Source organism: Massilia sp. BGA-UO-ETr-WB1 (genome assembly GCF_059567845.1).
In genome coordinates, this window is record NZ_JCAQOT010000021.1 from 729,038 (window position 1) to 752,576 (window position 23,539).

General features: G+C 67.6%; 19 protein-coding genes. 13 read left to right on the plus strand and 6 right to left on the minus strand.

Annotated elements, in window-relative coordinates:
• Positions 1–23 precede the first annotated feature (23 nt).
• From AC56DV_RS08005 to AC56DV_RS08055, 11 genes are all read left to right on the plus strand, one after another.
• Positions 24–827, plus strand: coding sequence for an SDR family oxidoreductase (locus AC56DV_RS08005; protein ID WP_496313755.1), 804 nt, complete (start codon positions 24–26; stop codon positions 825–827).
• Complete coding sequence (locus tag AC56DV_RS08010) at positions 820–2,511, plus strand: thiamine pyrophosphate-binding protein (RefSeq protein WP_496313756.1); 1,692 nt, start codon at positions 820–822, stop codon at positions 2,509–2,511. Before AC56DV_RS08005 ends, AC56DV_RS08010 begins: the two co-directional genes overlap by 8 nt.
• Before the next feature lie 60 nt (positions 2,512–2,571).
• Complete coding sequence (locus AC56DV_RS08015) at positions 2,572–3,324, plus strand: aspartate dehydrogenase (RefSeq protein WP_496313844.1); 753 nt, start codon at positions 2,572–2,574, stop codon at positions 3,322–3,324.
• A 19-nt stretch (positions 3,325–3,343) separates the two neighbouring features.
• Positions 3,344–4,825 (plus strand): aldehyde dehydrogenase, encoded by a 1,482-nt coding sequence (locus AC56DV_RS08020; RefSeq protein ID WP_496313845.1) that lies wholly within the window; start codon positions 3,344–3,346, stop codon positions 4,823–4,825.
• Between the two features lies 1 nt (position 4,826).
• Positions 4,827–5,798, plus strand: a complete 972-nt coding sequence (locus AC56DV_RS08025; RefSeq protein ID WP_496313757.1) for a VOC family protein — start codon at positions 4,827–4,829, stop codon at positions 5,796–5,798.
• Positions 5,799–5,811: 13 nt separating this feature from the next.
• A complete protein-coding gene (locus AC56DV_RS08030) occupies positions 5,812–6,036 on the plus strand; it encodes a recombinase-like helix-turn-helix domain-containing protein (RefSeq protein ID WP_496313758.1) in 225 nt (74 codons plus the stop codon).
• Between the two features lie 16 nt (positions 6,037–6,052).
• Positions 6,053–7,078 (plus strand): Rieske 2Fe-2S domain-containing protein, encoded by a 1,026-nt coding sequence (locus AC56DV_RS08035; RefSeq protein ID WP_496313759.1) that lies wholly within the window; start codon positions 6,053–6,055, stop codon positions 7,076–7,078.
• Between the two features lie 28 nt (positions 7,079–7,106).
• The gene (locus tag AC56DV_RS08040) at positions 7,107–8,078 is read left to right on the plus strand and encodes a PDR/VanB family oxidoreductase (RefSeq protein WP_496313760.1); all 972 of its coding nucleotides are present in this window, start codon (positions 7,107–7,109) and stop codon (positions 8,076–8,078) included.
• Positions 8,079–8,209: 131 nt separating this feature from the next.
• Positions 8,210–9,289, plus strand: a complete 1,080-nt coding sequence (locus tag AC56DV_RS08045) for a porin (protein WP_496313761.1) — start codon at positions 8,210–8,212, stop codon at positions 9,287–9,289.
• Between the two features lie 67 nt (positions 9,290–9,356).
• Positions 9,357–10,964 carry a methyl-accepting chemotaxis protein gene (locus tag AC56DV_RS08050; protein ID WP_496313762.1) on the plus strand — a complete coding sequence of 536 codons (1,608 nt, stop codon included), beginning with the start codon at positions 9,357–9,359 and terminating at the stop codon, positions 10,962–10,964.
• A gap of 21 nt (positions 10,965–10,985) precedes the next feature.
• Positions 10,986–11,765: an FRG domain-containing protein gene (locus tag AC56DV_RS08055; protein ID WP_496313763.1), complete on the plus strand. Its 780-nt coding sequence runs from the start codon at positions 10,986–10,988 to the stop codon at positions 11,763–11,765.
• Positions 11,766–11,781: 16 nt separating this feature from the next.
• Here the strand turns inward: AC56DV_RS08055 and AC56DV_RS08060 are convergent, their stop codons facing one another.
• Positions 11,782–12,288, minus strand: a complete 507-nt coding sequence (locus AC56DV_RS08060; protein ID WP_496313764.1) for a DUF1993 domain-containing protein — start codon at positions 12,286–12,288, stop codon at positions 11,782–11,784.
• A gap of 86 nt (positions 12,289–12,374) precedes the next feature.
• Here AC56DV_RS08060 and AC56DV_RS08065 point away from each other — a divergent pair, with 86 nt between their 5' ends.
• Both AC56DV_RS08065 and AC56DV_RS08070 read left to right on the plus strand, forming a co-directional pair.
• Entirely contained in the window at positions 12,375–12,830 is a 456-nt protein-coding gene (locus AC56DV_RS08065; RefSeq protein ID WP_496313765.1) for a hypothetical protein, read from the plus strand.
• A gap of 38 nt (positions 12,831–12,868) precedes the next feature.
• On the plus strand, positions 12,869–13,735 hold the full coding sequence (locus tag AC56DV_RS08070) for a DUF2145 domain-containing protein (RefSeq protein WP_496313766.1): 867 nt from the start codon (positions 12,869–12,871) through the stop codon (positions 13,733–13,735).
• Positions 13,736–13,741: 6 nt separating this feature from the next.
• Here AC56DV_RS08070 and AC56DV_RS08075 read toward each other — a convergent pair whose 3' ends face one another.
• The 5 genes from AC56DV_RS08075 to astA form a co-directional block, all read right to left on the minus strand.
• Positions 13,742–14,770 (minus strand): succinylglutamate desuccinylase, encoded by a 1,029-nt coding sequence (locus tag AC56DV_RS08075; RefSeq protein WP_496313767.1) that lies wholly within the window; start codon positions 14,768–14,770, stop codon positions 13,742–13,744.
• Positions 14,771–14,774: 4 nt separating this feature from the next.
• A complete protein-coding gene (locus tag AC56DV_RS08080; protein ID WP_496313768.1) occupies positions 14,775–19,511 on the minus strand; it encodes an NAD-glutamate dehydrogenase domain-containing protein in 4,737 nt (1,578 codons plus the stop codon).
• A gap of 141 nt (positions 19,512–19,652) precedes the next feature.
• Positions 19,653–20,993 carry an N-succinylarginine dihydrolase gene (gene astB, locus AC56DV_RS08085; RefSeq protein ID WP_496313769.1) on the minus strand — a complete coding sequence of 447 codons (1,341 nt, stop codon included), beginning with the start codon at positions 20,991–20,993 and terminating at the stop codon, positions 19,653–19,655.
• A gap of 12 nt (positions 20,994–21,005) precedes the next feature.
• Positions 21,006–22,490 carry a succinylglutamate-semialdehyde dehydrogenase gene (gene astD, locus AC56DV_RS08090; protein WP_496313770.1) on the minus strand — a complete coding sequence of 495 codons (1,485 nt, stop codon included), beginning with the start codon at positions 22,488–22,490 and terminating at the stop codon, positions 21,006–21,008.
• Positions 22,483–23,532, minus strand: coding sequence for an arginine N-succinyltransferase (gene astA / locus AC56DV_RS08095; protein WP_496313771.1), 1,050 nt, complete (start codon positions 23,530–23,532; stop codon positions 22,483–22,485). Before astA ends, astD begins: the two co-directional genes overlap by 8 nt.
• Between the last annotated feature and the right edge of the window lie 7 nt (positions 23,533–23,539).

Genomic DNA, 23,539 nt, shown 5'->3' on the forward strand with positions numbered 1-23,539 from the left:
GGCGCCGAGCTACGGAGCACATGATGAGCATGACTAATCTTGCAGGCCGGGTGGCGGTGGTGACGGGCGGTTCGTCCGGCATCGGCTACGCCACCGTGCAGCTGCTGCTGGAAGCCGGCGCCGCCGTGGCCCTGTGCGGCCGCGACGCCGCCCGCCTCGAAACGGCCACCGCCACACTGCGCGGGCAGTTCCCCGCCGCGCGCCTGCTGGCGCAAACCTGCGACGTGCTGGCGCCGGAGCAGGTGGCCGCTTTCGCCGCCCGCGTGCAGCAGGAACTGGGCGCCGCGTCCATCCTGGTCAACAACGCCGGCCAGGGCCGCGTGTCGACTTTCGCCGACACCGCCGACGAAGCGTGGATGGAGGAACTGCGTTTGAAGTTCTTCTCCATCATCCACCCCACCCGCGCCTTCCTGCCGCAGTTGCAGAGCGAGCCCGATGCAGCCATCGTCTGCGTCAACTCGCTGCTAGCGGTGCAGCCGGAACCGCACATGGTGGCCACTTCCGCCGCGCGGGCCGGCGTGCACAACCTGGTGCGCTCGCTGGCCACCGAATTCGCGCCGCACGGCGTGCGCGTGAACGGCATCCTGATCGGCCTGGTGGAATCGGGCCAGTGGAAGCGCCGCTTCGACGCCCGTCCCGCCGAGGAACAGGACCTGGACTGGGTCCAGTGGACGCGCCGCCTGGCGCAGAAAAAACAGATTCAAATCGGCCGTCTCGGCCTCCCCGAAGAAGCAGCGCGCGCCATCGTGTTCCTGGCCTCTCCGCTCTCTTCCTACACTACCGGCAGCCACATCGACGTCTCTGGAGGACTTTCACGCCATGTCTAATACCCAACAAATCACCGTCGGCGGCGCCATCGCCGCTTTCCTCGAACAGTGCGGCGTGAAAGCTGCCTTCGGCGTGATCTCCATCCACAACATGCCCATCCTGGACGCGTTCGGCGAACGCGGCCAGATCCGCTTCGTGCCGGCGCGCGGCGAAGCTGGCGGCGCCAACATGGCCGACTCCTATGCCCGCAGCACCGGCGGCCTGGGCGTGTGCCTGACCTCCACCGGCACGGCGGCGGGCAACGCCGCCGGCGCCATGGTGGAAGCGCTCACCGCCGGCACGCCGCTGCTGCACCTGACCGGCCAGATTGAAACACCTTACCTGGACCAGAGCCTGTCCTATATCCACGAGGCGCCGGACCAGCTGACCATGCTCAAGGCCGTGTCGAAAGCCGCCTTCCGCATCCGCAGCACGGACACCGCGCTGAGCACCGTCAAGCAGGCGGTCCAGATCGCGCTGACGCCGCCCATGGGCCCCGTCAGCGTGGAGATCCCGATCGACATCCAGGCCGCGCTGATCGACATGCCGTCCGACTTCAAGCCGCTGCCTATCCAGCGCAACGAACCGTCGGTGCACGCGCTGGACGAACTGGCCGCGCAGCTGAAAAAGGCCAGGCGCCCGATGCTGTGGCTGGGCGGCGGCAGCCGTGGCGCCTCGAAGCAGGTGCAGCGCCTGCTGGACATGGGCTTCGGCGTGGTCACCACCACCCAGGGCCGCGGCGTGGTGCCGGAAGACGACCCGCGCTCGCTGGGCGCCTTCAACCTGCACAAGCCGGTGGAGAACTTCTACCAGACCTGCGACGCCATGCTGGTGGTGGGTTCCCGCCTGCGCGGCAATGAAACGCTGAAGTACGAGCTGAAGCTGCCACGCGCGCTGTACCGCATCGACGCCGACCCGGCCGCCGAAGGCCGCTGCTACAAGAGCGACTACTTCGTCTGCGGCGACGCGGAACTGGCGCTGGAGGCGCTGGCCGACCGCCTGGAAGGCAAGATGAGCATCGACCCGGCCTTCATCGCCGACCTGCAGGCTGCCCGCGCGGTGGCGGTGGCCGGCCTGGTCGACGGCCTCGGCCCCTACAGCGCGCTGGTGGACCAGCTGCAGGAAGCGGCCGGCCGCCGCTTCAACTGGGTGCGCGACGTGACGGTATCGAACTCCACCTGGGGCAACCGCTACCTGCGCATCTTCGATCCGCTGGCGGGCGTGCATGCGCTGGGCGGCGGCATCGGCCAGGGCCTGGCCATGGGCATCGGCGCGGCCATCGGCGCGGCGGTGACCAACTCGGGCAAAAAGACCTTCACGCTGGCCGGCGACGGCGGCTTCATCCTGAACCTGGGCGAGCTGGCCACTGCGGTGCAGGAAAAGGCCGACATGGTCATCGTGCTGATGAACGACAAGGGCTACGGCGTGATCAAGAACATCCAGGACGTGCAGTACGGCGGCCGCCGCCACTACGTGGACCTGCACACGCCGGACTACGCCGAGCTGTCGCACTCGCTGCAGCTGCGCCACGCCCGCGTGAGCAATCTGGCAGATGCCGGTGCTGCCCTGCGCACCGCCCTGTCCGAGCCGGGCCCGTTCCTGCTGGAGATCGACATGCTGTCGATCGGCAGCTTCAAGACCGCCTTCGCCGGTCCTCCGGTGAAGGTGGCCGCACCGGCCGAAGCAGCCACCGCCATCGCGTAAGGGGAGCCCGCCATGCTGCATGTATCGATGATAGGTTGCGGCGCCATCGGCGTCGGCGTGATGGAGCTGCTGAAAAGCGATCCCGAGGTGGTGTTCGACCTGGTGATCGTGCCGGAGTCCGGCCTGGAGCACGCCGGCGCCACCGTGCGCGAACTGTGCCCGCACACCAAGGTGGGCGTGGGCCTGAACGGCAGCCGTCCCGACCTGCTGATCGAATGCGCCGGCCACCGCGCCATCGAGGAGCACATCATCCCGGCGCTGGAAAGCGGCATTCCGTGCATGGTGGTGTCGGTGGGCGCCCTGTCCGAGGAAGGCCTGGCTGAAAAGCTGGAGCAGGCGGCGCAGCGCGGCAAGACCCAGGTGCAGCTGCTGTCAGGCGCCATCGGAGCGATCGACGCGCTGGCTGCGGCCCGCATCGGTGGCCTGGACTCGGTGGTCTACACCGGCCGCAAGCCGCCCGGCGCGTGGAAGGACACGCCCGCCGAGAAATTGGTGGACCTGGACGCGCTGACGCAGGCCACGGTGATCTTCGAAGGCACGGCGCGCGAAGCGGCGCGCCTGTATCCGAAGAACGCCAACGTGGCGGCCACGCTGTCGCTGGCCGGCCTGGGCCTGGACCACACGCAGGTGCGCCTGCTGGCCGACCCCGCCGTGACGGAGAACGTGCACCACGTGGAAGCCAGCGGCGCCTTCGGCGGCTTCGAGCTGACCATGCGCGGCAAGCCGCTGGCGGCCAATCCCAAGACTTCCGCGCTGACCGTGTTCAGCGTGGTGCGCGCACTGAACAACCGCGCGCACGCACTTTCGATTTAAGGGCAAGGCGATGAACCTCATGAACCCCAACATCACGCAGCAGATCTGCGTCGCAGGCGAATGGCGCCTCGGCGGCGGCGACAAGTACGCCACGCTGTACCCGGCCACCGGCGAACCGGTGGCTTACCTGCACGCCGCCAGCGTGGCCGATGTGAACGAAGCCATCGAGCGCGCCGACCTGGCCTTCCGCACCAGCGGCTGGGCGCAGCGCAAGCCGCACGAGCGCGCTGCGGTGCTGAACAAGGTGGCGCAGCTGATCCGCGAACGCGGCGAGGAACTGGCGCAGCTGCAGCGCATGGACAACGGCAAGCCGATCACCGAAACGCGCAACCTGGTGGCCAGCGCCGCCGCCACCTTCCAGTTCTTCGCAGCCGCCTGCGAAACGCTGGAGGAAACCATCACCCCGGCACGCGGCGACAACCTCACCATGAGCGTGTACGAACCGATGGGCGTGGTGGCCGCCATCACGCCGTGGAACTCGCCCATCGCCAGCGAGGCGCAGAAGATGGCGCCGGCACTGGCGGCCGGCAACGCGGTGGTGGTGAAGCCCGCCGAAGTGACGCCGCTGGCGGCGCTGGAGCTGGCCCGCATCTGCATCGAAGCCGGCGTGCCGGCCGGCTTGATCAGCGTATTGCCGGGCAAAGGCTCGGTGATCGGCGACGCCATCACGCTGCACCCGCTGGTCAAGCGCGTGTCCTTCACCGGCGGCACCAGCACCGGCAAGCACATCGCCCACATCGCGGCCGACAAGATGATGCCGGTGTCGCTGGAACTGGGCGGCAAGTCGCCCACCATCGTGTTCGAAGACGCGGACCTGGACCACGCCGTGGCCGGCGTGCTGTACGGGATCTTCAGCAGCTCGGGCGAATCGTGCATCGCCGGCTCGCGCCTGTTCGTGGCGCACGGCATTTACGACAGCTTCATGGAACGCCTGGCCGCCGGCGCCGCCGCGTTGCGCGTGGGCGATCCGGCCGACGAGAAGACCCAGCTCGGCCCGCTGATCACGGCGCGCCACCGCGACAGCATCGAGTCCTATGTGGCGCTGGGCGTGGCCGAAGGCGGCCGCATCCGCGTCGGCGGCATGCGTCCGCAGGGCGCCGCTTACGACAAGGGCAATTACTTCCTGCCGACCATCATCGAAGGCGTGAAGAACGACTGGCGCATCTGCCAGGAAGAGATCTTCGGGCCGGTGCTGGTGGCCATGCCCTTCACCGACGAGGCGGACCTGATCGCGCAGGCCAACGACAGCGTGTACGCGCTGGCCGCCGGCATCTGGACCCAGGACTACAAGAAGGCCTGGCGCTACGCGCGCGCGGTGCAGGCCGGGAACGTGTGGATCAACACCTATAAGCAGTTTTCGATTTCGACCCCGTTCGGCGGCTGGCGCGACAGCGGCCTGGGACGCGAAAAGGGCCGTCTCGGCATTCTGCAATACATGGAACAGAAAAGCGTCTACTGGGGCATGAACGACATGCCGCTGCCGTGGGCGCAGGGGAAATAATATGGACGTACTGGGAATCGACGAAATCACCTACGGCGCGGACGACCTGCCCGCCTGCAAAACCTTCTTCTCCGATTGGGGCCTGAAGCTGGTGGAGGAAAACGAAGGCCTGCTGGCATTCGAAACGCTGAACGGCTGCCGCGTGCTGGTGCGCCGCTCGGACGACCCGGCGCTGCCGCCGGCCATCGAAGCCGGCCCGACGCTGCGCGAAGTGGTGTGGGGCGTGTCGTCGGCCGAAGTGATGGACCGCTTCGGCGCCATCGTGCGCCCCCTCCCCGGCGCCTGCGAAGATGCCGCCGCCGGCCGCATCGGCTGCACCGACCCGAACGGCCTGGCGGTGCGCTTCCAGGTGACCCGCAAGCGCGACGTGGACGTGGAATGCGCCGAGATGAACACCTGGTCGCACCGCCCGCGCGTGAACCAGCGCAGCCCGGCCTACGAGCGCGCCACGCCGATCGAAGTGGGCCACGTGGTGTTCTTCGTGAAGGACGTGGCGGCCTGCGAAGCCTTCTACCGCAAGCACTTCGGCTTCGTGCAGTCGGACAGCTACCCCGGCCGCGGCGCCTTCCTGCGCTGCGCCGACGTGGGTGGCCACCACGACATCTTCCTGCTGCAAACGCCGGACCCGAAGGCTGGCCTGAACCACGTGGCGTTCACGGTGCGCGACATCCACGAAGTGTTCGGCGGCGGCATGCACATGTCGCGCCAGGGCTGGGACACGCAACTGGGACCGGGCCGCCATCCGATTTCGTCGGCCTACTTCTGGTACTTCAAGAATCCGGCCGGCGGCCTGATCGAATACTACGCCGACGAGGACCAGCTGGACGAGCACTGGGAGCCGCGCGAATTCGAACCCGGCCCCACGGTGTTCGCGGAGTGGGCCATCGAAGGCGGCCTGGATGGCAACACGCGCAGGCAGCGCAACGCGAAGGCGCCGGAAGGCAAATTCCTGACCGACAAACCAAAGTCCTGAACGGAGACACATCATGCAAGACCGCTATTTGACCGTACACCAGACCCGCCGCCGCGAACCCACCGGCTACGAAGACCTGCTGGGCGATTCCATCGAACGCGCTTTCGCGTCCGGCATCGCCGACCTCACCGCGCTGGTGGCGCACCTGAACCGCACCGGCCCCGGCTTCCCCGGCGGCGGCGCATGGACCGAAGAAGGCTACCAGGCCGAAGTTGCGCGCCTGGCCGCTGAATGCTGATAAGGAAGGACAAGCCATGAGAACCGTAGCCAACGACCCAGTAGACGCCGTCCTCGCAGCCGGCCTGAAAGACCTGTGGTATCCGATCTGCCCGTCGAGCTTTATCGCCGAGCGCCCCGTCTCGCTGCGCCGCCTGGGCCGCAAGTTCGTGCTGTGGCGCGAAGCGAACGGCACCCTGCACGCGCTGGAAGACCATTGCCCGCACCGTGGCGCGCCGCTGTCGAAAGGCATCGTGCTGGGCGACCGCATCGCCTGCGGCTACCACGGCGTGCAGGTGCGCTTCGACGGCGTGGTGACCAGCGTGCCGGGCAGCCCGGGCTGCAAGCTCGAAGGCGCAAAAGCCACGCGCTCTTTCCACGTACAGGAAGCGGCAGGCGCCATCTTCCTCTACAACGCCAGCAAGGACGTGGACCAGCCTCCGCCGCTCGAACTGCCGCCGGAACTGACTGCGCCCGAGTATTCCAACTTCCTGTGCTATGCCGAATGGAACGGCGACTACCGCTACGTGCTGGACAACGTGCTCGACCCGATGCACGGCACCTTCCTGCACAAGCAGTCGCACTCGATGGCCGAGGGCGAATCGACCGCCGCCTTCCGCGTGCGCGACACCGACACCGGCTTCGTGTTCGAGAAGGAAGGCCAGCGCGGCGTGAACTTCGACTGGACCGAGTACGCCGAAACCGGCATCCAGTGGATGCGCCTGGAGATCCCGTATCCGAAGACCGGCGGCCCGGGCGGCAACTTCATCATCATCGGCGGCTATGCGCCGATGGAGGAAGGCGCCACCGCCGTGTTCTTCTGGCGCGTGCGCAAGGTGGAAGGCTGGCAGCGCGACACCTGGCGCTTCCTGTACAAGAACCGCCTGGAAGCGCGCCACTGGCACGTGCTGGAGCAGGACCGCGAAATCCTGGAAGCGATGGAGCCGGACGCCAACCAGCGCGAGATGCTGTACCAGCACGACATGGGCATCGTGCGCCTGCGCCGCCACCTGCGCGGCCTGGCCAAGGCGCAGATCGCCGCCGCCGAAGAGAAGACTGCCTAATCATCAAAGAGTATCGGGAGCTATCGCCATGAGTACCAGCCAAACCAGCCCAACCAGCCAACAGATCACCGTGCGCGTGCAAGCCATGCGCTTCGAAGCGCAGGGCATCGTCAGCGTGGAGCTGGTGTCGCCGGAAGGCGCCGAACTGCCGGCCTTCGCAGCCGGCGCGCACATCGACCTGCACCTGCCCAACGGCGTGGTGCGCAGCTACTCGCTGTCGAACTCCCCGCTGGAACGGCGCCGCTACGTGATCGGCGTGCTGCACGACCGTAACAGCCGTGGCGGCTCGCGCTATGTGCACGAGCAGCTGCGGGTGGGCTCCACGATCAAGATCGGCGCGCCGCGCAACAACTTCCCGCTCGACGAAACGGCCGCGCACACGGTGCTGATCGCCGGCGGCATCGGCATCACGCCGATCTACAGCATGCTCAACGAGCTGCGCCGCATGGGCAAATCGGTGGAGCTGCTGTACTGCGCGCGCAGCCGCAGCGAAGCGGCCTTCGTCGACCAGCTGGTGGCCGAGGGCCGCGCGCAAACCCACTTCAACGACGAAGCGGGCGGCCCGCCGGACCTGCGCAGCTACCTGGCCGGCAAGTCCGCCGCCGCGCACTTCTACTGCTGCGGACCCACGCCGATGCTGAACGCGTTTGAAAGCATCTGCGCGGAGCTGAAGCTGCCGAATGTGCACATCGAGCGCTTTGCCCCTGCCGAGCCGGTGGTGGCGATGCAGGGCAGCGAGTACGAATGCCAGCTGGCCAGGTCGCAGAAGATGGTGATGGTCCCGGCCGGGAAGTCGCTGCTGGACGCGCTGCTGGAAGCGGGCATCGACGTGGACCACAGCTGCCGCGAAGGCGTGTGCGGCTCGTGCGAAACGGCGGTGATCGACGGCGTGCCCGAGCACCGCGACGGCGTGCTGACCAAGGCCGAACGCGAGTCGGGCAAGACCATGATGGTCTGCGTATCCGGCTGCAAGGGGAACCGCCTGGTGCTCGACCTGTAGCCGGCCCGGCAGCCGGCGCTGCCTGCGCTCCACCGGCACTCGTCCGGTTTTTTTTGCGCCCAATTCAAGTTTGAAACGACGTTTTATCCATGAAACGCGGCTCTTGCCGCCTATAACAAAGGGGAGTTCCGATGAAGAAGCACATCTACGCCGCAGCAGCCGCAATCGCCACCACCGCAGTCACCGGCGGCGCAGCCCAGGCGCAAAGCAACGTCACCATCTACGGCAGCCTGGATGCGGGCGTGGCTTACGTGAGCAACTTGAATGGCAAATCGGTCACGCGCGTCGACCAGGGCACCATGCAGCCGGACCGCTTCGGCTTCCGCGGCGTGGAAGACCTGGGCGGCGGCCTGAAGGCCGTGTTCCAGCTGGAGGGCGGCTTCGCCACCGACACCGGCGCCAGCGTCAACGCCACCAAGCTGTTCAACCGCACCACCATGGTCGGCCTGTCCGGCAATTTCGGCAGCGTCACGCTCGGCAATATGCCGGACATCGTGTTCGACTACGCGGGCAAATTGAGCAACGGCTTCCAGCTGACGAACTTCTACCTTTTCCACCCCGGTAACCTGGACACGCTGGCCAACACCTACCAGTACAACAACGTGGTGCGCTACACCTCGCCCATCATGAACGGCCTGACCGTCAGCGCCATGGTGGGCATGGGCGAACAGGCCGGCGACAGCAGCAAGGGGCGCAACGCCAGCGCCGGCGCCAACTATGTCAATGGCCCGCTGCGCCTGGCCCTGGCGTACAGCAAGCAGAATGACCGCGCCGCCGGCTACGCGGGCGCCTTCCTCTCCACGCTCAACCTGGGCAATGCCGGCACCGTGTTCGACAGCCTGACCACCTGGGCGGCCGGCGGCGGCTACAAGGCCGGCGACTGGCGCCTGAACGCGCTGTACACGCAAAGCACGGTGGACCTGCCGGCCTCCAGCTTCAAGCAGAAGAACGTGGACCTGGGCGCGGCCTGGAACTACAACCCGCTGAACACCCTGAACATCGGCTTCACCAACTCCAAGCTGGGCGGCGCCAAGTACAACCAGTTCAGCATCGGCAACGCCTACGCGTTCTCCAAGCGCACCGAGTTCTACGTGCAGGCGGCCTACCAGAAGGCCGGCGGTTCGGCGCGCTTCGCGCTGCAGAACAACACCGGCGCGGCCGACGGCCGCAACCAGCTGGTGACCACCATGGGCGTACACCACTCGTTCTAAACCTGATCGCAATGCCACGCCGCGCCGCCTTATTTCGGGCCGCGCGGCGTTCTTCATGGAGTTCCACATGTTTGCAAATCTCAAAATCGGCACCCGGCTGGCGGCAGGCTTCGGCATCATCATCGCGCTACTGGGCGGCATTGTGCTGGTGGCGGTACAAAGCCTGGCCAGCCTGAATCAGGCCACCAGCCAGATCGTCGACGACCGCTATCCGCAGGTGGTGCTGACCACCAGCCTGCTGATGCAGGTGAATGAAAACGCCATCTCCATGCGCAACATGCTGCTGGCCGATAACCCGGACATGCTGAAGACGGAAACCGCATCCATCGCCGCCGGCGAGAAGGCCATCGCGGAAGGGCTGGACAAGCTGCGGGGCATGCTGTCCAGCGAGGCGGGCCGCAAGGCCTACGCCGACATGCAGGTGCTGCGCGCGAAGTACCAGGCCGGCCAGGCGGAGTTCATGAAGCTGGCGGGCAGCGGCGGAACCATCGACGCCTCCGCACTGCTCATGACCACCTTGCGCGACGACCAGCTGGCCTACACCGCGCGCATGAAGGGCTTCCTGGCGGGCGGCGGCAAGCTGATGGAAAAGAGCGGGCGCGAGGCGGCCGAACTGTATGCCGCCAAGCGCTTGCATATCCTGCTGCTGGCCGCTGCAGCCTGCGTGCTGGCGGTCGGCTTCGGGCTATGGATCACGCGCACCATTACCGGCCCGCTGGGCGAGGCGGTGCGGGTGGCGCGCACCGTGGCCGCAGGGGACTTGAGCAGCGAGATCGAAGTGCGCTCGCAGGACGAAGTGGGCCAGCTGCTGCAGGCGCTGAAGGAGATGAACCGCAGCTTGCGCAACATCGTCAGCGAGGTGCGCAGCGGCACCGACGCGATTGCAGGCGCCGCCAGCGAGATCGCGCAGGGCAACCTGGACCTGTCGGGACGCACCGAGCAGCAGGCCAGTGCGCTGGAGGAAACCGCGTCCGCCATGGAGGAACTGTCGGCCACCGTGAGCCAGAACGCGGAGCACGCGCGGCAGGCGCGCGAGCGGGCGCAGGACGCATCCGGCGTGGCCACCGGCAGCAGCCTGGTGGTGGAGCAGGTGGTGGCGACCATGGATGCGATCAGCGCGTCTTCGCGCCAGATCGGCGATATCATAGGCGTGATCGACGGCATCGCCTTCCAGACCAATATCCTGGCGCTGAACGCGGCGGTGGAGGCGGCGCGCGCGGGAGAACAGGGGCGCGGCTTCGCGGTGGTGGCGTCCGAAGTGCGCACGCTGGCGCAGCGCTCGGCGGCGGCGGCCAAGGACATCAAGCACCTGATCGATGCGTCCACCGCCAGCGTGGCGAGCGGCGGCAAGCTTGCGCAGCAGGCCGGCGCAACGATGCATAATGTAGTCAGCAGCGTGGCACAGGTGGCGGTGTCGATCAGCGAGATCGCTTCCGCCAGCGCCGAACAGAGCAGCGGGCTGGCGCAGGTGAACCAGGCGGTGGTGCAGATGGATGAAACCACGCAGCAGAACGCGGCGCTGGTGGAGCAGGCCGCCGCCGCAGCGCAGGCGCTGCAGGACCGCGCGGCGGAGCTGGCGCGGCTGGTGAGCGTGTTCCGCCTGAACGCGGCAGATGGCGTGCATGGACTGGCGCAGCGCGTCACAGCCCCGCGCCCTGCCCTGCTGGCGGCCTGACGGACTTTGAGAGGAATGCGGATGGAGCAGATCAGCGTAAGCAACTGGAACGAATTCACCGCCCTCAGCGCGGAGCTGGACGGCTGGGCGTTCCGTGGCCAGCAGGATGTGCGCTGGCCGCTGATGACGTCCCTGTCGCGCTACCTGAGCGCCTACATTCCCGACCGCGCCAGCTGGCGCGCGCGCGAGGAACGCGCCATCCGCATCTTCCGCCGCAAGGCGCACAACTACCTCACCGACCCGTCGGTGCTGGACAACGCGCTGCGCTGCCTGGCGCTGATGCAGCACCACGGCGCGCCGACCCGCCTGCTGGACTTCACCAAGTCGCCCTTCGTGGCGGCGTTCTTCGCGCTGGAGCGCGCCACCGGCGACGCCGCCGTCTACGCGCTGAACACGCCGCGCCTGTGGACCGCCGCGCCGCACACCGATCCCGGCATGGACCGCGACCACATCGACCCGCGCGAGGGCGGCAACTTCACGCGCTTCTACCTGCCCAACAGCCACGCCATCATCTGGATCGGCGAGCCGACCGAGATGGACCGGCGCCTGGTGGCGCAATCGGGCACGCTGGTGGTGCCGGGCATGCTGGACAAGCCGCTGGACGAGATCCTGCCCGCCTACGGCGACAGCGGCGCCCTGCTCAAGCAGATCGTGCTGCCGCAGTCCATGCGCGACGAGGCCATGAAAGCCCTGTACCGCATGAACATCACCAACGCCACGCTGTTCCCGGACCTGGACGGCCTGGCGCGCTCGATCGGCATGGAGCTGGAGATGGTGTGGCCGGTGGCCACCGGAGCCTGAGGGCGGCTCCTGATCCTCAGAATGGACCGAGGAAGTCCAGCTTGCCCAGCTTGACGCCCTGCGCGCGCAGGATGCCATAGGCGGTGGTGACGTGGAAGTAGAAGTTCGGCAGCGCGAAGGTGAGCAGATAGCTTTGGCCGGTGAAGGACTGGCTGAAGGCGCCGAAGGTCAGCGTCACGTCGCGCTCGCCCGCGCCATCGAACTGCGCCTGCGGCACGCTCTCCAGGAAGGCGATGGTTTTCTCGATGCGCTCCTGCAGCTGCTGGAAGCTGGCCTCGTTGTCTTCAAACTTCGGCGCGTCCACCCCGCACAGCCGCGCCACGCACAGCTTGGACGCATCGCTGGCGCGCTGCACTTGCGCCGACAGCGGCAGCATATCGTCCGCCAGGCGCGCGCCCAGCAGCACGTCCGGCACGGCGCCGGTGGCGGCGGCGTGCTCCTCGCCTTTCTTCAGCAGCGCGGACAGCACATTGAGAGCGCGCACAAACACCGGCACCGAGACCTGATACATGGATAGGGACATGGCGGCTTCTTTCGATGATAGGAAGGTGGAAATCATACGTGTATTATCTGGTTTTCGCTCGCAGAAGCGCAATTATAGGAATAACAATGAAGTTCCCTTCGATTTTCAAGGCTGCCGGCGTTGCCGCAGCAGCCACCCTGGCCCTGAACGCGCAGGCCGACAGCTTCACCTCCTCCGCTTCCAGCGCGGGCTCGGCTTCCAGCGGCAGCGTGTCCACGTCGCTGAACGGCTCGAGCAACAGCTCCAGCGGCGACAACAAGACCGCCGGCGGCCCGTACCACATCATCCAGATGGCGGCGGCTCCGGGCAAGGCCAACACCACCCGCCTGACCATGCAGCACGACGCCAGCGGGCAGCTGCTGGTGCTGGACCTGCCGGCGGCCATCGCCGCCAAGGAAGGCCTGAAACTGGGCGGCGTGGTGCTGACGCAGCCGCGTTCCTACGGTTTCGAGTTCGCGCACGCGGACACGCAAAAGGCCTTCTTCCTGGTGCTGGAAGACGACTGGCACAGCGAACTGGCCGCGCGTCCCGTCAATCTGTGAGATTGCGCCACCTGGCGGCATGCGCGCTGAGCGCATGCATGCTCAGCTTGGCCGCGCTGCCGCTGGCCGGGCAGGCTGCCACCTTTTGCGACCGCGCCAACAGCCTCACCGCCGGTGAGCAGGACCGCCTGCTGCGCTTCGCCGCCGTGGTGCGCGAGGAACTGGGCCAGCCCGGCGGCAGCGCCGCGCTGGTGAGCCGCTCCGGCCTCGACCTGTCCCGCTTCAACATCCGCTATTCGCACGCCGCCCTCGGCTGGCGCGGCGATAGCGGTGCATGGACCACGCGCCAGCTTTACTATTCCTGCGATGAAGACCGCCCGCGCATCTTCGACCAGGGCGTGGCCGGCTTCGTCATGGGCACGGACGATCCGAAGCTGGGCTATATCTCGGTTGTGCGGCTGCCTGCGGAAGCCGCCAATGTGGTGCGCCTGGCGTCGCTGGACGGCCAGATCGCGCTTGGCCTGCTGGCCGGCACTTACAGCGCGAACGCCTACGCCTTCGGCCTGCAATACCAGAACTGCAATCAGTGGGTGGCGGAACTGCTGGCCGCCGCGTGGGGCAGCCTGGCCAATGGCGGCGACGTGCGCGAACGGGCGCAGGCCTGGCTGCGCGAAGCGGGCTATGCGCCGCAAGGCGTGGACGTGGATTCGCCTTTGCTGATGCTGGCTTCGTATTTCGTGCCGCACGTGCACCTGGACGACCATCCCGCGCAGGACCGCTACGAGATGAAGCTGAAGGTCAGCCTGCCGTCCACGCTGGAAGCCTTCGTGCAGCAGCGCTATCCGGCCAGCGAACGCACCGAGATCTGCCACAACGCGCGGCAGATCGTGGTGCACAAGGGATGGACGCCGGCCGCCGCAGGATGCGAGGCCGGACCGGGCGACCGCGTGATCGCGCTGGACTAGCCTAGGCTAACTGAGCCGCACCACCATCAGGCCTGCGCGCAGGCCGACGCGGACGTCGGGGTTCGGGAACACCACCATCTCTTCCGGGTGCTGCACGGTGTAGACGGTGTCGCCGTCGCGCGCGATTTCCTCGCCCTGTTTGAGCGGCGTGAAGTTCCAGGTGTCCTTGCCGAAGGCCATCTGGAACTGGTCGCTCAGCTTGATGATCTGGCGCGCGGTGGCGTACACGTGCGGCGCACCTTTCGCCTGCTTCGGCTCGGCGCCGCGCAGCAGGTCGTCCAGCGCTTGCGACGCTTCCGTGAACTGCTCCAGGTTGTTTTCGCCCAGCGTGCCGATGCGGCCCAGTTCTATGGTCGTCCCGGCCGCAGCATGGTGCTCGGCCGAGTAGTAGCTGTAGGTTCCCACCGATGCAGGATTCATGATAACGGCGCCTATCGCCGCCTGCCCCAGCCAGTCGATCAGCTTCTTGCGCGCGCCGTCCTCGATGATCTCAGGGACGATGGCGAAAGTGGGGTAGACCGACGGGCGGATGGCGGTGTGCAGGTCCAGGTGCCAGCGCTCGGGAGCGGCGTCCTTGAAGAAGGCGCTGGTGGCGGCCACCATCACGTCGGCGCGCGCGGCTTCGGCGGTGCCGGCAAGCGTGCCGCGCTCGGCGCGGAACATGCGGTTCAGGTCCGCGTCGATGAAGCGCTTGCCGGCGCGGATGGCGCCGATGTTGCCGACGCAGAGCATCAGGTCCACCGCCAGCGCGGACGCGTTGGCCGCCACGTCGCGCGAAAGCGCGTCCAGCAGGTAGGCCACCACTTCGATCGGGCCGGTCTCGTCGCCATGCACGCCGACCGAGATCAGGACCGCAGGGCGCGCGCTCCCAGCGCCGGCCGCGCCGCCGGCGCTGCGACCAATTGCCGGCCGCTTCACGGTCAGGATGCCGTCGGCCGGCTGCGTCACCGCAAAACCGGCCGCCGTGAAGCGGGCCGCGACGGCGCTGAAGTCCGCCTCGGCCAGCGCGCGCACAGCTTCAGGCAACATCGCCATGCGCTTAAGCCGCCAGTGGAACGGCGTTGGCCGCTTCGGACAACGCCCACACGTCCAGCATCGCCTGCTCCAGGTCCGCCGAGGTGGCGTAGCCGGACAGGCCCAGCGTGTTGGTCACCACTTCCACGGCTTCCGCCGCGTCGTGGCCGTTGGTGGCGCGGGCCAGCACTTGCGTCAGCAGGCGCTGCTGGGTGCGGCGCAGCGCATGCTGGGCGTAGCTGCGCAGCTGCTCTTGCGAGCGGGTTTGCGCCGGCAGCTTCAGGCCGCGTTCCAGCGTGTCGATGCCGGCCTGGCTGCGCAGGGCCATGCCCACTTGCAGGAAAGCCGGCAGGTCCATGCCGCCCGGGCGCTTGACCGACAGCGCCGCGAACACGAAGGCCGCCACGGCTTCCACCGCGTCCACCGCTTTCCAGGCATGCACGAATTCAGGACGCAGGCCCGGCGTGGTGTCGGCTTCGGACTGGCCATCGGCCGGCACCAGTTTCTTGAGCATGTCCGGCTGTGCGAACAGGCGGGTCAGCTCGTCCACGCCGCCGGCTGCGCGCAGCTGGTCGGCTGGCACGGCCAGCACGCCCTGGATCACGGCGCGCTGCAGGCTGCGGGTGCGGCCGTCCACCTTGATCGACACCGCGCGCGGCACCTTCAGCGCGTCCGCGTCCAGCGCTTCGAACACCGGCGCCAGGTTCAGCGCCGACCATGCCTGGCCCCACGCCAGGATCACGTCGGCTTCGTCCACACTGTGCTCGGCCGCCAGCTCGCGCAGCATCAGCGGACCGCAGCGGTTCACCGATTCGTTGGCCAGCACAGTGGCCAGGATGGCGTTGGCCAGCGGGTGCGCCAGCGCCGGGCGGGTGGCCACCAGCAGGTCCGGGAAGTACGGCTTCAGCACCGCCTCGGCCCAGCTCTCTTCCGTCAGCGGCAGCGCCGACAGCAGGCGCTTGTAGCGGTTCTTCACGTTGGCGATCACCACCGCCAGTTCCGGCGTGGTCAGGCCGCGGCCGTCGAGCTTGCGGCGCGCCAGTTCAGCCACGGTAGGCAGCTGCTCCAGTTCGCGCGACAGCGCGCCCTCTTCTTCCAGGCTGGCGATCAGCGCGGCGTAGCCGTCCTGCACCGCGGCTTCGGACTGGGCTTGCTGCTCGCGCACCAGCAGGTGGGTCTGCAGCGTGTTGTCGCGCAGGACCAGGCGCTCGATGTCGTCCGTCATTTCGTTCAGGATGCGGTTGCGGTCCGCTTCGGACAGCTGGCCGGCGTTCATTTCCACGTCCAGCCACATCTTCGCGTTCACTTCATGGTCCGAGCAATCCACGCCGGCCGAGTTGTCGATCGCATCGGTGAAGATGCGGCCGCCGCCCAGCGCGAACTCGATGCGGCCGGCCTGGGTGGCGCCCAGGTTGCCGCCTTCGGCCACGATCTTGCAGCGCAGCTCATTGCCGTTGACGCGGATGTTATCGTTGGCGCGGTCCTTCACTTGCGCATGCGTTTCGGCCGACGACTTGATGTAGGTGCCGATGCCGCCGTTGTAGAACAGGTCCACCGGCGCCAGCAGGATGCGATGCATCAGCTCTTCCGGCGGCAGCGCGGTTTCCGCGATGTCCAGCGCGGCGCGGATCTGCGGCGACAGTTCGATCGAGCGGGCGTTGCGCGGGAATACGCCGCCGCCCTGCGAGATCAGGTCCTTGTTGTAGTCTTCCCACGAGGAGCGCGGCAGCGCGAACATGCGCTGGCGTTCGGCGAAGGAGACGGCGGTGTCCGGATTCGGGTCCAGGAAGATGTGGCGGTGGTCGAACGCGGCCAGCAGCTTGATCTGGTTCGACAGCAGCACGCCGTTGCCGAACACGTCGCCCGACATGTCGCCCACGCCCACCACGGTGAACGGCGTGGTTTCCATGTTGTGGTCCATCTCGTAGAAGTGGCGCTTGACCGCTTCGAACGCGCCCTTGGCGGTGATGCCCATCTTCTTGTGGTCGTAGCCGTTCGACCCGCCGGAGGCGAAGGCGTCGCCCAGCCAGAAGCCGCGCTGCACGGCGATGCCGTTGGCGATGTCGGAGAAGGTTGCGGTGCCCTTGTCGGCCGCCACCACCAGGTAAGGGTCGGCCCCGTCATAGCAGACCGTGTCCGCAGGCGAAACGATGTTGCCCAGCACGCGGTTGTCGGTCACTTCCAGCAGGCTGGCGATGAACAGGCGGTAGACTGCTTCGCCTTCGGCTGCGATGGTCTCGCGCACGGCGTCCTTCGGCATCATCTTGCACACGAAGCCGCCCTTGGCGCCGGCCGGAACGATGACGGCGTTCTTCACCATCTGCGCTTTCACCAGGCCCAGCACCTCGGTGCGGTAGTCTTCCATGCGGTCCGACCAGCGCAGGCCGCCGCGCGCCACCGGGCCGCCGCGCAGGTGCACGCCTTCGAAGCGGCGCGAGAACACGAAGATCTCGCGGAACGGACGCGGTTCCGGCACCAGCGCCAGGTTGCTGGTGTCGAACTTGAAGATGATCTTGTCGCCCTGCTGGTTGTTCTGGTAGTAGTTGGTGCGCAGCGTGGCGGCCATCAGATCGACGATGGCGGCCAGGATTTCCTCGGTGTCCGCGTGGTTTACGGACGCCAGGCGCGACTTGACGCCGGCCAGTTTCTCCAGCGCGGCGGCGCGGCCGGATTCCGGCAGCGCAGGGTTGAAGCGCTGCTCGAACGCGTCCACCAGTTCCTTCACCAGGGCCGGCTGCTTGCGCAGCGTTTCGGCCACGTAGCGCACCGAGAAGCGGCTGCCCGCCTGGCGCCAGTAGCTCGCATAGGCGCGCACCAGCTGCACCTGGCGGGTGCTCAAGCCGCCTTCGATGACCAGGCCGTTCAGGCGGCCGTCTTCGGCTTCATTGTTGAACAGCGAGGTGACCAGGTCCTGCACCACTTCGGCCACGCCCGGCTGCGCCAGCTTGGCGGCGCTGACCTCGTCCACCAGCAGGCTGGTGACGAAGTGGCGTTTGCCGTCGCCGGTGTGGATGGTGTAGGTCTGTTCGCGGTCGATCGCCACGCCGGCATTGTGCAGCGCGGGCAGGATGTTGGACAGCGATGGCACGCGTTCCACCGAGTACAGGCGGATGGTGGTGGCCTTGCTGTCGGCCGAAGCCAGTTCCACGCGCGCGGCCACGCGGCCGCCGTCGCCCTGGCGCAGCATGGCGCCCAGGTCATGGAAGGCCACGGCGGGCGCGGTGGCGTTCACGTAGTCCACCGGCAGCGTGGCGCACAGTTTTCGCAGGCTGGTGCGGGTGGCTTCCTCGAACACGGCGTCGGCCAGGGCGGAGAAGCTGTTGTGCCAGCCGTCCAGGATGGACAGCAGCGGACGCTGGATGTCGGACTCCAGGTCCAGTGGGTATCGGGCGGCGTGCGCGATCAGGTAGACGCGCGCCAGCGGGCCGTCGGCCACCAGGGTTTGCGAGCTGACGTGGGAGGCGCCCGAGCTTTGCTGCAGGGCCTTGGCCAGCGCGTGCGCCACGGAGGCGCTGTAGCGTTCGCGCGGCAGGTAGACCAGCACGTTCAGGTGGCGGGCGTACACGTCGCGGCGGGCGAACACCTTGGTGCGCGGCTGCTTGTACAGCGACACGACCGCGCCGCACACGTCGGCCAGCCATTGCGGTTCGGCTTCCATCGCTTCGGTGCGCGGCAGCGATTCCAGGATTTCGACGAATTTCTCGGCGCGGAAACCTTCCTTGCGCACGCCTGCAATCTGCAGCACTTGCGCGATGCGGCCGCGCGCGAACGGCATGCGGGTCAGCGGGGTGATGGTGGCGGCGCGGGTGAACAGGCCCACGAAGCAGTGCTCGCCCAGGATGGCGCCGTTGGCGTCGGTGTTGCGCACGCCGATGAAGTCCAGGTGCTGGTCGCGGTGCAGCGTGCCCTCCACGTCGGCCTTGACGATGGACAGCGTGTGCGCACGCTTGGACAGGGTGTCGAAGTCGCCCGGGATGTTGGCCAGGCAGGTGCCGTAGATCGGGTGCGAGGTATCCTGCAGCACGCCGATGCGGCTCGGGATGTCGCGTTCCAGTTCGCGCACGCCGGGTTTCACCTGGTAGTAGGCGTAGCCGAACGGCTCGAAGCCTTCGGTGCGGGCCCAGTCCAGGAAGGCGGCGACTTCCTTGCCTTCTTCACCGCCGTTGGCGGCGGCTGCCGCGCCCACGCTGCTGAAGCGTTCCTTCATCGCGTCCAGGTCGCGGCGCACCACGGCGGCGTCGCGCGCCACCATTTCCAGGCGCGCCACCAGGGCCGCCAGGTCGCCTTCGGCCAGGTCGTCGGCCAGCAGCACCAGCACGTAGGATTCAAGTTTGCCGCCCGCAGTCTCGGCACCTGCGCCCACGGCCGTGGCCACGCCATCGGCGGAACGCGCCACCGGCAGCACGGCGTTCAGCACGCCGTTGGCGATCAGGCGCTGCTTGCGCAGGGCCATGACGATGGAGTCCACCAGGTACGGCATGTCGTCGTTCAGGATCAGCAACGCGGTCGCCTTGCCGCCACGGCCGTCGGCGTAGCGCAATTTGGCGATCTGCACACCTGCGCCGCCACGCTTGGCCGCTTGCGCAAAACCTTCCCACAGCACCGGGACCAGGCTGTCCGGCGCAACGCCGGCCAGGTCTTCCTCGTCTATGGCCGCGAGCCAGGCGCCGATCAGGGCGGAGACTTGGCCGCTGTCGGCCGATTTGTTCGCGTTGATCAGGTCCAGCGTCTGTTTGCGCAGGTCTTGTGGCATTTGTGTCATCGTTGCTTCTCCAATACGTTGTGTGTATTCCGTCCACACCGTGAGGCTTTTGGCTGGACGGCGGCGACGCTTGTTCGGTGGCGGGGGTTGGCCCCGCAACCATGTGGGGATAACTCAGGGTATTACAAATAAGTTTTCAAACTACAAATCATACAGTCCCGGCAAGCCGAGGATGCGGGTCAGTTCCTCCAGTGCGGCGTGCACTTCCAGCGCCAGCGCGGGGTCGGCCAGGTCCTTCGGCTCCAGGTGGTCGCGGTAGTGCTTTTCCACCCAGGCGGCCAGCGTATGGTACAGCGCTTCGGTCATCACCACGCCCTGGTGCATGGCCGACGCTTCCTCGTCCGTCAGCGCCACGCGCAGGCGCAGGCACGCGGGGCCGCCGCCGTTGCGCATAGACTGGCGCAGGTCGAAGTGGATCAGTTCATCGACTGGGCCGCCGCTGGCAACCAGGCCTTCCAGGTAGCGCGCCACGGCGGCGTTTTCCTGGCATTCCTGCGGGATCACCAGCGCCATCTTGCCGTCCGCCTTGGACAGCAGCTGGGAGTTGAACAGATAGCTGTGCACCGCGTCGGCCACGGCCACGGCGCCGGTGTCCACGCGCACCGCCTGCAGGTCCGCGCCGACGCCGGCCATGGCCGCGCGCACGCGCTCCAGGGTGGCCGCTTCGTCGGCGAAGGCCTGCTCGTGGTAGAACAGCACGTTGCCGTTGCCGACCGCGATCACGTCGTTATGGAACACGCCCTGGTCGATCACGTCCGGGTTCTGCTGCACGTACACGGTGCGTTCTGCGGCCAGGCCGTGCAGGCGGGCCACGGCTTGCGATGCTTCCAGCGTCTGGCGCGCCGGGAAGCGCTTGGGCGCGGGCGCGGCGGCGTCGAACTCCACGCGGCCGTAGACGAACATCTCGACTGCTTGCGCGCCGTGCGCCGAGCACAGGCGGGTGTGGTTGGCCGCGCCTTCATCGCCGAAGGCCGGCGTGCCGGGCAACGCGTCGTGCACGGCGAAGTGGCGCGCATCGTGGAAGATGGCGCGCAGGCTGCGCGCCGACTGCGCGTGCTCGAAGGCGCGGTGCAGCTTGTTGTTCAGGTTGGCGGGCGTGAAGTGCACGCGGCCGTCGCCGGTGTCCGCCGAAGGGCTGACGGTGGCGGCGTTGGCGGTCCACATCGGCGACGCGGAATACGCGCAGGCCAGGATCACCGGCGACTCCTTGTAGGCCCTGGCCAGCACCTCGGCGTCGCTGCCGGTGAAGCCCAGGCTGCGCAGCAGGCGGAAATTGGGACGGTCCTGCGGCGGCAGCAGCGCCTGCGCGAAACCGCGCTGCGCCAGCGCGCGCATCTTCGCCAGCCCCTGCAAGGCGGCCTGCTTCGGGTTCGACGCGCTCTTGACGTTGTTGAACGAAGCCACGTTGCCGAACGAGAGGCCGGCGTAGTTGTGGGACGGGCCTACCAGGCCGTCGAAGTTGAATTCGCGTGCTTGCCGCATGGTGTCGGTTCCTTAGAAGTTCATGCCTGGAGAGAGCTTGGCCGGCATTTCCAGCACGCTGTTCTCGATCGATGCGACCGGGTAGGCGCAGTAGTCCGCCGCGTAGTAGGCGCTCGGACGGTGGTTGCCGGACTTGCCCACGCCGCCGAACGGCGCGCTGCTGGCGGCGCCCGTGGTGGGGCGGTTCCAGTTGACGATGCCGGCGCGCGCCAGCACCTGGAACTTGTTCCACAGCGCTTCGTCGTTCGATACCAGCGCGGCGGCCAGCCCGTATTCGGTGGCGTTGGCCACCTTGATGGCGCTGTCGAAATCGTCCACGCGGATGATCTGCAGCAGCGGGCCGAACCATTCCTCGTCCGGGATGCCCTTGGCGTTGGTGGTGTCCACGATGCCGGCCGAGACGAAGCCGGTGCCTTCCTGCAGCTGCTTCATTTCCAGCAGCAGCTTGCCGCCCTTGGCCACCATGTCGTGCTGCGCCTGCACCAGGCGCGCGGCGATCGGCGCCGACACCACGGGGCCCATGAAGGGCTGCGGCTCGGCGTTCGACGCGCCCACCACCAGCTTGGAGGCCACGTCCACCAGGCGCGCCACGAAAGCGTCGCCGGCCGGACCGGTCTGCACCACCAGGCGGCGCGCGCAGGTGCAGCGCTGGCCGGCCGAGATGAAGGCGGACGACACGGCCATGAAGACGGCGGCGTCCACGTCCTTGATGTCCCACACCACCAGCGGGTTGTTGCCGCCCATTTCCAGCGCCAGCAGCTTGCCGGTCTGGCCCGCGAACTGGCGGTGCAGCGCGGCGCCGGTCTGGCTGCTGCCGGTGAACAGCACGCCGTCGATGTCCTGGTTCTGGCCCAGCGCGATGCCGGTGTCGCGGCCGCCGTTCACCAGGTTGATGACGCCGGCCGGCAGGCCTGCTTTTTCCCACAGCTGTACGGTTTTCACGGCGGTGCGCGGCGCGTACTCGCTCGGCTTGAACACCACGGTGTTGCCGGCGATGAGGGCCGGCACGATATGGCCGTTGGGCAGGTGGCCGGGGAAGTTGTACGGGCCGAACACGCCGAACACGCCGTGCGGGCGGTGGCGCAGCACGGCTTCGCCGTCCGCCACCTTGCTGCGGGTTTCGCCGGTGCGCGCGCCGTAGGACTGGATCGAGATGTCCACCTTGTTGGCCATGGTGGTCACTTCGGTGCGGGCTTCCCACAGCGGCTTGCCCACCTCCTCGGCGATCAGCAGCGCCAGCGCTTCGGCGTTTTCCTTCAGCAGGTCGCGGAAGCGGGTGACGATGGCCACGCGCTGCTCCAGCGGCGTGAGGGCCCAGCCTTCGAACGCGGCGCGCGCGGCACCGGCCGCTGCGGCCACGTCTTCGGCGGTGGCTTCGCGGCTGGCCCAGGTTTGCTTGCCGTTCGATGGGTCGATGGTCACCAGTTCGGCGCCGTGGCCGGCGGACCACTGGCCGTTGATGAAGTTACTGAGAGCGTTGCTGGATGCGTCAGACATTGGTGTTCTTCCTCACGTTGAGAGTCAGGGTGCGCACGACGTCGCCGGCGTGCACGCGCAGCAGTTTCTGGTCGTCGGCGGACAGGTCGATCTTGCCGTTCACCGAGGCGGCGTCGGACAGGATCATGCGGAAATCCTTCAGGTTGGTGTTCGACACCAGCACCGGCTCCTGCTGCGGCGCGCAGGCGTGCGTCATGTCGGTGTCGACGTCGACCACGGCCAGGGCGCTGTCGCGCACCGCGCGCAGCTCGGACACGCGGCCCTGCAGCACCGGGCCGGCGTCGAAGATGTCGACGTAGCCCTCGAAGTGCATGCCCTCCTGCTCCAGCAGGCGGCGCGCCGGCACGGTGGACGTGTGCACCTTGCCCACCACGTCCTGCGCGTCCTGCGGCAGGTAGGCCACGTACAGCGGCTGGCGCGGCATCAGTTCGGCGATGAAGGACTTCTTGCCCTGCGCGGTGAGCGCATCGACATGGTCGAACTCCATCTTGAAGAAGTGGCGGCCCAGGCCTTCGTAGAACGGCGAGCGGCCGTCCGACTCCTGGTAGCCGCGCATTTCGGCGATCAGCTTTTCCGTGAACAAGTGCGGGAACTGGGCGATGAACAGGAAGCGGCACTTGGACAGGAATTTGCCGTTGTTGCCATGGCGGTAGTCCGGGTTCAGGAACAGCGAGCACAGTTCGGTGCTGCCGGTCAGGTCGTTGGACAGGTACAGCGTTTCCATGCGCGTAAACACCTTCAGTTCGCGGCTGGAGTGCACCAGGGTGCCGATGCGGTAGTTGTAGAACGGCTCGTCCAGGCCCACCGAGCCCTTGATGGCGCACACGCCGGCCAGGCGGCCGCTGTCGGTGTCCTCCATCACGAACATGTAGTCTCGCTTTTCGGGAGGGATGGTTTCGGCGAAGGAGGCCACGGCGATTTCCAGGCGGTCGCCCAGCATCTTCATGTCCGGCTTGAGCGTGGTCATGCCGGAGCCGACCTGGCTGGCCATGTCGAACAGGGCGTCCAGGTCGGTGGCTTGTATGGCGCGTACTACTAGCATAGGAGTC

Bases quoted from the DNA above. Each gene is read 5' to 3' on its own strand.
- AC56DV_RS08005 (WP_496313755.1), top strand. From the start codon at position 24: ATGAGCATGACTAATCTTGCAGGCCGGGTGGCGGTGGTGACGGGCGGT.
- astD (WP_496313770.1), bottom strand. From the start codon at position 22,490: ATGTCTGACGCATCCAGCAACGCTCTCAGTAACTTCATCAACGGCCAG.
- AC56DV_RS08075 (WP_496313767.1), bottom strand. From the start codon at position 14,770: ATGGCGATGTTGCCTGAAGCTGTGCGCGCGCTGGCCGAGGCGGACTTC.
- AC56DV_RS08045 (WP_496313761.1), top strand. From the start codon at position 8,210: ATGAAGAAGCACATCTACGCCGCAGCAGCCGCAATCGCCACCACCGCA.
- AC56DV_RS08025 (WP_496313757.1), top strand. From the start codon at position 4,827: ATGGACGTACTGGGAATCGACGAAATCACCTACGGCGCGGACGACCTG.
- AC56DV_RS08065 (WP_496313765.1), top strand. From the start codon at position 12,375: ATGAAGTTCCCTTCGATTTTCAAGGCTGCCGGCGTTGCCGCAGCAGCC.
- AC56DV_RS08060 (WP_496313764.1), bottom strand. From the start codon at position 12,288: ATGTCCCTATCCATGTATCAGGTCTCGGTGCCGGTGTTTGTGCGCGCT.
- AC56DV_RS08035 (WP_496313759.1), top strand. From the start codon at position 6,053: ATGAGAACCGTAGCCAACGACCCAGTAGACGCCGTCCTCGCAGCCGGC.
- AC56DV_RS08055 (WP_496313763.1), top strand. From the start codon at position 10,986: ATGGAGCAGATCAGCGTAAGCAACTGGAACGAATTCACCGCCCTCAGC.
- AC56DV_RS08040 (WP_496313760.1), top strand. From the start codon at position 7,107: ATGAGTACCAGCCAAACCAGCCCAACCAGCCAACAGATCACCGTGCGC.
- AC56DV_RS08070 (WP_496313766.1), top strand. From the start codon at position 12,869: ATGCTCAGCTTGGCCGCGCTGCCGCTGGCCGGGCAGGCTGCCACCTTT.
- AC56DV_RS08080 (WP_496313768.1), bottom strand. From the start codon at position 19,511: ATGACACAAATGCCACAAGACCTGCGCAAACAGACGCTGGACCTGATC.
- AC56DV_RS08010 (WP_496313756.1), top strand. From the start codon at position 820: ATGTCTAATACCCAACAAATCACCGTCGGCGGCGCCATCGCCGCTTTC.
- astA (WP_496313771.1), bottom strand. From the start codon at position 23,532: ATGCTAGTAGTACGCGCCATACAAGCCACCGACCTGGACGCCCTGTTC.
- astB (WP_496313769.1), bottom strand. From the start codon at position 20,993: ATGCGGCAAGCACGCGAATTCAACTTCGACGGCCTGGTAGGCCCGTCC.
- AC56DV_RS08030 (WP_496313758.1), top strand. From the start codon at position 5,812: ATGCAAGACCGCTATTTGACCGTACACCAGACCCGCCGCCGCGAACCC.
- AC56DV_RS08020 (WP_496313845.1), top strand. From the start codon at position 3,344: ATGAACCCCAACATCACGCAGCAGATCTGCGTCGCAGGCGAATGGCGC.
- AC56DV_RS08015 (WP_496313844.1), top strand. From the start codon at position 2,572: ATGGAGCTGCTGAAAAGCGATCCCGAGGTGGTGTTCGACCTGGTGATC.
- AC56DV_RS08050 (WP_496313762.1), top strand. From the start codon at position 9,357: ATGTTTGCAAATCTCAAAATCGGCACCCGGCTGGCGGCAGGCTTCGGC.